Origin of the sequence: Gluconobacter sp. P1D12_c, assembly GCF_018812105.1 — a bacterium.
GTDB classification, from domain to species: Bacteria; Pseudomonadota; Alphaproteobacteria; order Acetobacterales; family Acetobacteraceae; genus Gluconobacter; species Gluconobacter oxydans_A.
Genome location: NZ_JACSIQ010000030.1, coordinates 1 through 8,086, shown reverse-complemented (window position 1 = coordinate 8,086; position 8,086 = coordinate 1). Strand labels below are relative to the sequence as shown.

Sequence of the window (8,086 nt, the reverse complement as noted above, 5' to 3'; positions counted from 1 at the left end):
CAGGGACATTTCGGCCTGATTGATGACCCTGCTGAACTCAATGCTGTACCCCTCAAGCGCAAAAGCCTGTCCCTGCATTGGGAGCTGATGTTCACCCGCTCACTGTTCGGAACGGCAGACATCAGCACACAAGGGAAACTCCTGAACGACGTGTCGCGTCTTGTAGAGGAAGGTCGTCTTCGCACGACGCTCGGTAAAGAGTTCGGGCTCATCACTGCGGCCAATCTGCGGGATGCTCACGCCCTGATCGAGAGCGGTCAGGCTAAAGGCAAGATCGTACTCGAGGGTTTTGCAGCCTGAAATTATATTTCGATGACCTTACACGAAGAGAAAGCCTTCCCATTTTTCTGAAATTCGAAATCTCAAAATGGAGATCAACATGAAACTGACAGACAATACCATACTGATTACTGGAGGTGGTTCCGGCATCGGTCGTGCCCTTGCCGAAGCATTTCATCAGAATGGCAACAAGGTCATTATTGCCGGGCGTCGCCGTTTAAGGCTTGATGAGGTTACAGCAGCGAATCCTGGCATGGAGGCCATTGAACTGGATCTCGAAATTCCGGCTGATATCCAGAACGCTGCGGAGCAAATTCAACGAAATTACCCGTCGTTGAACGTGCTTATCAACAATGCCGGAATCATGTTGCCAGATACAGCGGCCGGGCGAATAGATGACAATCTTCTGACCTCAACCTTCACCACTAATTTTGCTGCTCCGATTCGACTGACTTCTGCTCTCATGCCGCACCTTAAGGCACAGTCCCAATCAACCATTATCTACAATACTTCCGGACTGGCCTTTATTCCGCTTGCACTGACAGCAGTTTATTCTGCATCTAAAGCCGCTCTCCATTCTTACGTAATGTCGCAGCGTTTTCTGCTTAAGGACACGAACATCGACGTCATCGAGATCGCACCGCCGTGGGTGCGGACCGAACTGATGAACAGTCAAGAAGCAGAAGCCGCTGTCCCTCTAAAGAAATTTATTTCCGATACTATGGCTCTTTTGGCCACAGAGAAGAACGAAATCATCGTTGATGAAGCAAAAAAATTTCGCGAGGCTTCAGGCCCGCAAGAATATGAATTCGTCGAAAGTTTTAATGAGAAAATGCAAGCACTTTTCCAAAATGGATAGGGAGGGGGCATCTATACCTGTCTGGTAAATAAAAAAGGCTATCATACGGCATGTCATCTGTTTGCGTGCCGTATAACCCCTGTGACCACAAATGGGATCACAATTGATGAGTTACTAGAGATACCGACATACTGGAGAAAAGGTTCAAATCCGCACTCACATGTTTCACTGACTTGGTATTGCAGCAAGCAGCCTGATCGTTTCTTGCTGGGTATTTAATCCCTTCATTTGATGGGGGAATTGAGGATGAATGTTTCTGGCTCTGAAGCCCATATCCTGCAGATGTATTCGTAAAGCGTGAGTCTTAGCTCGAAATGATTGGCGAACATGAAGTCATTGAGGTGCGTTCTCAACAGATCATAGTTGCTGTAATGGAAATATTTCACGGTTTGTCCCCTTCGACATCGGGTAGACGCGAAATCCCGTAACTCTGAATACCGCGTTGTAGAGCTCAACGTGTCAGATGCCTCTCGCGTGCGAAAAACGATTGGACAGTCAGGCAATATCGCCTTCGTGCATCTCTGAACCGTAGAAAAAGGCGAGATTATAGTGCTGCATCAGGTCGCCGATACTGCTGCCATACAGAAACTTCTTGGAAGTGGAGAACTGGTGTTATGAATGCCGAAGAGCATCTAATGACCTTGAACCGGACGGGTGGAAGGTTCAATCTCAATGAAATTGCCGCCGCGTTCCCGGAAACGGCGGAGGAGGCCCCGTTTGCACCCGGTCATCTTCTAGTGTTCCCCCGTTGGGCGGTGCATGCCGTGCCCCGTATTCTGAGCCATCCAATCGTTTTTCTTGCCATTGATACGCTGCGACGGGCGCCAGACGACGTGGTGTTCGTGGATCCTGCCGACGGTACGCCGTCCGGTTTTATTGCGGGGATCTGATATCATGGGATTCATGAAACAGAAGCGACGGCAGGCTTTCCGAGCAACTAGCCTGCGCAGTATCGCTGCTAACATCAGACCGATTATCCCGGTAAGCGCACAGTTACCCAATTGATTGTTGACTTAGGAAATGATCGTTCTCTATGTTGGTTTCATGAACAATATAGTCTCATCTTTCCCCAGCCCGGCTATGGGCCGGCCGCGTGCCTTCGATATGGAAACGGTTATCGCACGTACCGTGCCGGTATTTCGCGAGTATGGATATGCTGGCGCCTCGATCGATCGTCTTAAAACCGCTACCGGGCTCACCGCAGGCAGCCTTTACAAAGCATTCACTGACAAGCGGGGCGTGTTCGAAGCGGCGTTCACGCATTATGTGAAGCAAAGACGGCAAGATCTTGCAGCTCGGCTTCTGAAGGCGAGCACCGGACGTGAACGCATTGCCGAGAGCCTCCGCTTCTATTTGGAAGCAGCTTCCGGCTTCGAAGGGCGGCAAGGTTGTCTCGTTCTAGCAAGCCTGATCGAAGCCACGACGCTGGACGGTGCCCTTCATGAGAGACTCAGCGATACACTGGCTACTAACCGAGCGGCGCTGATCACCATGCTGCGGGAGGGTCTGCAGGACGGATCAATCCGTGCCGAACTGCCGATCGAGGCCAGTGCCGATCTTCTTCTTAGCCTACTCCAAGGTTTTCGTGCCGTGGGCAAGCTTCACGATCCGGGGGACCATGACGCGTTGATAGGCATGTCTCTCAAGATATTAGACTGAGAATAGGACGAATTATGATCGAACACCTCAACACTGCCCCGTTCAAGCATGCTTTCGAGACGGTTGATGGATTGCGGCTGCACTATGTAACGTGCGGATCGCAAGACGCTGAACCACTCGTTCTCCTTTCGGGCTATCCACAAAGCTGGTTTACTTGGCGTAGGGTCATGCCTCTCTTGGCAGACCGGTTCCGTGTCGTCGCTATTGACCTTCCTGGCCAAGGGGATTCCGATAAACCGCTTGATGGCTATGACACTGGAACGGTTGCGCGCCGCGTCCACGGCCTCGTCGCACGTGTCGGTCTGACCCATTACAACCTTGCGGCACATGACATCGGTGCTTGGGTCGGACTGCCCTACGCGTTGATGTACCCAAACGAAGTCAGCCGTCTCGCGCTCCTTGATGCCGGCATACCCGGTGTTACATTGCCCGATATGTTGCCAAACGCACCCGACCAAGCGTGGCGGACATGGCATTTCGCGTTCCATGCTATACCTGACCTTCCTGAGGCTCTGATCACAGGACGTGAGCGCGTTTACCTCGACTGGTTCTTGCGTCGTAAGGCTGCCAACCCGCTAAGTTTCAGCGATGCGGATATTGACGAATATGTCCGCATTTTCAGTCTTCCCGGTGCATTACGTGCAGGCCTCGCTTTCTATCGCGCGGCAAGTATATCCGCTGAGCAGAATCGTGCGCTGGTCCGTGATAGAAAACTCAGCATGCCCGTGCTCGCCGTCAGTGCTGACCAAGGATCGATCCCTGATATGGTCGCCCCGCTTAGACCGTTCGTAGACGATCTACGCGGCAACACAGTGTCGTCCAGCGGTCACTTCATCCCCGAAGAACAGCCAGTGGCTGTTGCTCAATTGTTCGGAGAATTCTTTGCGGGCTAATGAGCGCGAAGTTCGTGATGCCCCTCAACGGCTGGCGTCTCACAACCAGAGGTGGCCCCCATTTTTCGGACAGGTGTCTAAGCTATAATCCGACCTGAGAGAGGACGGGTTTTATGGGCAAGGTTACGCGCAAGAGGTATGCAGCGGAGTTCAAATCACGGGTTGCGCTGGAGGCGATCCGCGGGGAGCTGACGCTGGCGGAACTGGCTTCGAAACATGGTGTGCATCAGACGATGATTGCTCAGTGGAAGCGCCAGGCAGTCGAGGGCATGGCGGCAACCTTTTCGGGGAAGACGGTGTCTGATCCCCCGGTCAGCCCTGCTGATGTGGAGAAACTACACGCGAAGATAGGCGAGCTTCTCGTGGAACGGGATTTTTTACGCGATGCCTCTGCTCGGTTGGGCGTGATCAGAGGCGGCAAATGATCGACCTAAAGCGACCTCGGCTATCGGTGGTGCGGCAGTGCACGCTGCTACAACTCAACCGGTCGGGCGTGTACTATCGGCCTGTGCCACAGAACGAGGCCAATCTGGCGTTGATGCGGCTGATCGACGCCCAGTTCCTGGAAACGCCGTATATGGCTCGCGGCAAATGACATGGCATCTGCGCCGCCTGGGACATGAAGTCGGTCGCAAGCGGGTCCGGCGGCTCATGGCGATTATGGGCTGCGGGCGATCTACCAGAAGCCACGCACGAGTGTGCCGCATCCGGAGCATCGGAAATATCCGTATCTGCTGCGGGATCTGGTCATCGACCGGCCCAACCAGGTCTGGTGTTCCGACATCACGTATATCCCCATGAAACGGGGATTTCTCTATCTCGTGGCCATCATGGACTGGTTCACGCGCAAGGTCCTGTCCTGGCGTCTGTCGAACACGATGGACGCGGAGTTCTGTATCGAGGCGCTCCGAGATGCGCTGATGCGCTACGGCACCCCGGAAATTTTCAATACTGACCAGGGCTCACAATTCACGACGCCCCGTTTTACCGGGCTCCTGGAAGAGCGTCAGATCCGCATCAGCATGGATGGACGTGGGCGCTGGCTGGATAACGTGTTCATCGAGCGTCTGTGGCGGTCGCTGAAATACGAATGCGTCTACCTGCACGCCTTTGAGACCGGATCAGAACTTCGAGTGGGGCTCACGAAATGGATCACCCATTATAACGGGCAGCGTCCGCACGCGGCACTGGCTGGACGCACGCCCGATGAGGCGTATCATGACGTGCCGACGCCCTCTGGTCCGGGGTTAACCCCGGACCAGAGGGCTAACAGCAGCGCCGTCAGAATGGCGGCATGACAACAACCGGGTATAGCTTATTCAAACCCAAAAACTGTCCAAACAGACGGAGCCACCTCTACCCCCTGTTTTCCGATTCCAGATGAACTTAGTATAAGCTACCGCCGTCGGATCGTGGATTGCTTGAATCGTCCGGTTTGGCCTAAAGCAGGCAACAACCTTCCCAGGCACTTCATCGATAGTCAGACGCTCAAAGGTGACCCTGAAAATGTTGCCTATGTCGATCCCACTGTCCTTGGACTCGTTAGTGGTGAAGTACTCCCAGCCGGAGAGGACGCGAGCCAGATAGTAGTTTCCTTGGGTGTCGCGGGTCCAGACGAGATCGTCTTTCTGGACGCGCTCCCTGATGTAGGCGCAGGTCTTTAGATCTTTGTGGATGTTTACGGCAACCTTATAGAACGTATCCCAGTCCGCCGTTTCTTGAATCTCATCCACCAGCCAACCAACGCCCAAGATGCCCTGTTTTAGGCAGTAAGCGAAGGTATCAGCCATCGACGCAAACCCGCCGCCAGGGCGAACGTGTAATCTAAATACGGACATCGTGTCGCACCTCAGATCAGATCGTGAAGGTCGGGGCCGCGCAGTTTAAAACATTGACCCCGCTGCTTTCCTCTGCGCCTGCTGCCTCTAATCGGAAGGCAACAAACCGCCCCCGGAAGGAACATCGAACCGACGACGCGAAAGGAAAATCAATGATGATATGTCTGCTCACGGCAATGACATCAAGCAACTTCAGCTCGCATCTGGCACGGTGGCGACTGCGGCCTGACCGCTCAAAGACTACAGTGCGGATATAGGTAGCTCTGGGGGGTAAGCAGAATGTCGGTTATTGGTAAGGAGTGATCGAAAGCTGCCATTCGCGGTGCTCACGCTTAAGACGGTTATCGACCAGCTCAAGTCGTTCCGGTGCGGCCGCCAGAACGTCCGCCAACACCGGAACCGGACCTTCGTTCGCTGGGTGGGTGCCGGTCGGCTGCGCGCCCATCCAAGCCGTTCAAGTGAAAAGTTTGCGCGACTATAAGCGAACACTCTGCTTATGACCGGGGCCGAGACAACACCGTCGTGGTTAAATACAACGGTACAGTCCGATTTCTGACAAGCGCTATCATACCTACGCGAGGCGTTTCCCAGTCCGCAGGTAAACCAAGCCTGAATTCTCTTGCACCAGATCGAAGTTGTGCTGCCACACTCGCTCCAAGTCAGGAAACGAGGCTCGCGCCGCTTCTGGGCCTTCTACCGTCGCGATGTTCTTTCGGAAGGCTTCCAATACCTGGCGCTTACCATCCACCTCACCTTGGTATTTCCCCGCTGACGCTACGTAGCTGGCCCACCTGACCGGTCTCAGTTCGCCGTTACTTAAGAGCGCCTCTCGCCCCATATAAAGCTCTATTCCTGCCGCTTGCCCGTTCACGTCTAAGATAGCTGGACCACTCCGTCCCACGGTTGGATACGCCTTGGCCACGTCGCTGTCGGGATAGCGCGTAACGATGATATTAAACGGAAGCTTCAAGGCTCTCGCCTGCTCGTAGGCCTGGATGCCCACAGTGTCGTTGTCGAAGATCGCCAGAATGCGCGACGTGGATCGTGCGGCTGCAATCGCCTTGAGGAATTTTACGAGGTAGTGCGCACCGCCGTCTACGGATAGCTCCGCGTGATTGAAGAACGAGAAATAATCCATCAGGTCTGGGTGCATCGCCCCTAGCCCAAGCCTGAGCGCGGTCAGGTCGCTGCTCCCCTCAGCCATGACCATAGTAGGAGCGAGCATTTGAAGTTGACACGGTGCATTCTCCCTCGCCCGCGAGCAGATTGGCTCATGCTCGTCAACGTATTCGCCAAGAAGATCGCTGATATCGAGGCGGACTTCTTTTATATCCGGCACCGCATCCAGCAGCGCGCGCAACCCTAGATGGGAGCCGTAGCCAGCGAACCAAAGATAACCATCGTCGGGTTCGTGAAACTGGTTCCTGAATGGGTCGCTGGCGAGATCGCTTTGGATCCGGTCATAGTTGGCGAAGTCATAGCGGATGCGGAGCGCACCTGAGGCAAAGCGGCACCATTCCTGATAGGTCAGACCGTTCAATCCCTTCAGCATCTTTGCCGCGTGCTCAGATATTACTTCTTGGTCGGACCACCCCTCAGTGTTGTCTCGCCATTGCTCCTGTTCCTCAGTGAGCCAAGTTTCGAACGCCCTTTGAACGGCCTCGTCCGTTGCTCCTAGAATCGATAAGCGGCGTAGGATAACATCGCGGCTCGCCGCATATTCGACACAAAGGTCGGGATCTGCGCCAACCTCTTGGGTTGGCCTCGTTTCGCGCCTATCTCGCTCCTGAAAGAGCGCAGCCCAATCACCGGGCACCTCGGATTTAGATCCACAGATGCTCAACTTGTCAAAGTGGATTCCGCAGTAGCTACCCATCCAACACGGATCCCTTCGATGCTGGTGCTTTCCAAAGCCGCTTGCCCGTCTTCTCGTCGCGCCATGTCACAAAGCCGGGATAATCCCTTTCAACGGCCGAGAAAAGAGCAACTGTTTCGTAGGTGGGGATGAAATACAGCCACTCCTCCTTATCCCGATCGCTGGTGAAGAGATCTCCACTCATGTCTCCCTCGAACGCTGCGCTCCCAACCACAATGAAGCTATGGATAGGGCGATGGGCGACAAACAGCGCGTCGCGCTGCTCATTATGTCGGTCTTCTAGGTCGTAAAGTTCCCAGAATTCGCTTCGATTATAACAGTCGACGATAGGCGCGTCTGGCTTCTTAGGAAACCAGTCCAGCGACATCTTTGTCGCCCGTGTCTCGTCGCTCACTTTGGCGGTAGATTCGAATAGCTTCCTAACGGAGTAACAGCCAATGAACAGGTCGTGCTCATACTGAGCGCTCTGACGCTCGGTGAGCGTTTCCTTCTGACGATATTTCTCGATCCTATCCGCCATCTTTAACAGCAGCTGGAGGGATCGAAGAACCGTTGGTTGATGCGCCTGGCTCGTGATTTCAGGCTTTTGGCGATTTGATTGACGGTTTTTGGGGGAGCTTTTGATCTGCGTTTTGAGCAGATCGGGGACTGCTCTCCCGCTGGATGACTATGCGCTCGCGTT

8 protein-coding genes and 1 pseudogene are annotated in these 8,086 nt (G+C 54.2%); 6 read left to right on the top strand and 3 right to left on the bottom strand.

Features of this window, described 5'->3' with window-relative positions; genetic code table 11:
- The 6 genes and pseudogenes from KP705_RS14870 to KP705_RS14845 form a co-directional block, all read left to right on the top strand.
- On the top strand, nt 1-300 hold a 300-nt coding region (locus tag KP705_RS14870), incomplete at its 5' end, for a zinc-binding dehydrogenase (RefSeq protein WP_215764729.1).
- Between the two features lie 79 nt (nt 301-379).
- Entirely contained in the window at nt 380-1,138 is a 759-nt protein-coding gene (locus KP705_RS14865; RefSeq protein ID WP_029495883.1) for an SDR family oxidoreductase, read from the top strand.
- Between the two features lie 614 nt (nt 1,139-1,752).
- Nucleotides 1,753-2,028 carry a hypothetical protein gene (locus KP705_RS14860; RefSeq protein WP_015075018.1) on the top strand — a complete coding sequence of 92 codons (276 nt, stop codon included), beginning with the start codon at nt 1,753-1,755 and terminating at the stop codon, nt 2,026-2,028.
- 130 nt (nt 2,029-2,158) lie between these two features.
- Nucleotides 2,159-2,797: a TetR/AcrR family transcriptional regulator gene (locus tag KP705_RS14855; RefSeq protein WP_015075017.1), complete on the top strand. Its 639-nt coding sequence runs from the start codon at nt 2,159-2,161 to the stop codon at nt 2,795-2,797.
- Between the two features lie 14 nt (nt 2,798-2,811).
- Nucleotides 2,812-3,690 carry an alpha/beta fold hydrolase gene (locus tag KP705_RS14850; protein WP_015075016.1) on the top strand — a complete coding sequence of 293 codons (879 nt, stop codon included), beginning with the start codon at nt 2,812-2,814 and terminating at the stop codon, nt 3,688-3,690.
- Nucleotides 3,691-3,803: 113 nt separating this feature from the next.
- A pseudogene (locus KP705_RS14845) lies at nt 3,804-4,988 on the top strand (IS3 family transposase).
- 21 nt (nt 4,989-5,009) lie between these two features.
- Here the strand turns inward: KP705_RS14845 and KP705_RS14840 are convergent.
- The 3 genes from KP705_RS14840 to KP705_RS14830 all read right to left on the bottom strand — a co-directional run bounded on the left by KP705_RS14840 (nt 5,010) and on the right by KP705_RS14830 (nt 7,924).
- Nucleotides 5,010-5,480 carry a hypothetical protein gene (locus KP705_RS14840; RefSeq protein WP_015075013.1) on the bottom strand — a complete coding sequence of 157 codons (471 nt, stop codon included), beginning with the start codon at nt 5,478-5,480 and terminating at the stop codon, nt 5,010-5,012.
- Between the two features lie 619 nt (nt 5,481-6,099).
- Nucleotides 6,100-7,404: a HEPN/Toprim-associated domain-containing protein gene (locus KP705_RS14835; RefSeq protein WP_016738508.1), complete on the bottom strand. Its 1,305-nt coding sequence runs from the start codon at nt 7,402-7,404 to the stop codon at nt 6,100-6,102.
- Nucleotides 7,397-7,924 carry a hypothetical protein gene (locus tag KP705_RS14830; protein WP_015075009.1) on the bottom strand — a complete coding sequence of 176 codons (528 nt, stop codon included), beginning with the start codon at nt 7,922-7,924 and terminating at the stop codon, nt 7,397-7,399. Before KP705_RS14830 ends, KP705_RS14835 begins: the two co-directional genes overlap by 8 nt.
- Nucleotides 7,925-8,086: the final 162 nt, after the last annotated feature.

Excerpts from the sequence above, each read along its gene's own strand:
- KP705_RS14855 (WP_015075017.1), top strand. The coding sequence starts at position 2,159 with ATGATCGTTCTCTATGTTGGTTTCATGAACAATATAGTCTCATCTTTC.
- KP705_RS14860 (WP_015075018.1), top strand. The coding sequence starts at position 1,753 with ATGAATGCCGAAGAGCATCTAATGACCTTGAACCGGACGGGTGGAAGG.
- KP705_RS14835 (WP_016738508.1), bottom strand. The coding sequence starts at position 7,404 with ATGGGTAGCTACTGCGGAATCCACTTTGACAAGTTGAGCATCTGTGGA.
- KP705_RS14850 (WP_015075016.1), top strand. The coding sequence starts at position 2,812 with ATGATCGAACACCTCAACACTGCCCCGTTCAAGCATGCTTTCGAGACG.
- KP705_RS14840 (WP_015075013.1), bottom strand. The coding sequence starts at position 5,480 with ATGGCTGATACCTTCGCTTACTGCCTAAAACAGGGCATCTTGGGCGTT.
- KP705_RS14830 (WP_015075009.1), bottom strand. The coding sequence starts at position 7,924 with ATGGCGGATAGGATCGAGAAATATCGTCAGAAGGAAACGCTCACCGAG.
- KP705_RS14865 (WP_029495883.1), top strand. The coding sequence starts at position 380 with ATGAAACTGACAGACAATACCATACTGATTACTGGAGGTGGTTCCGGC.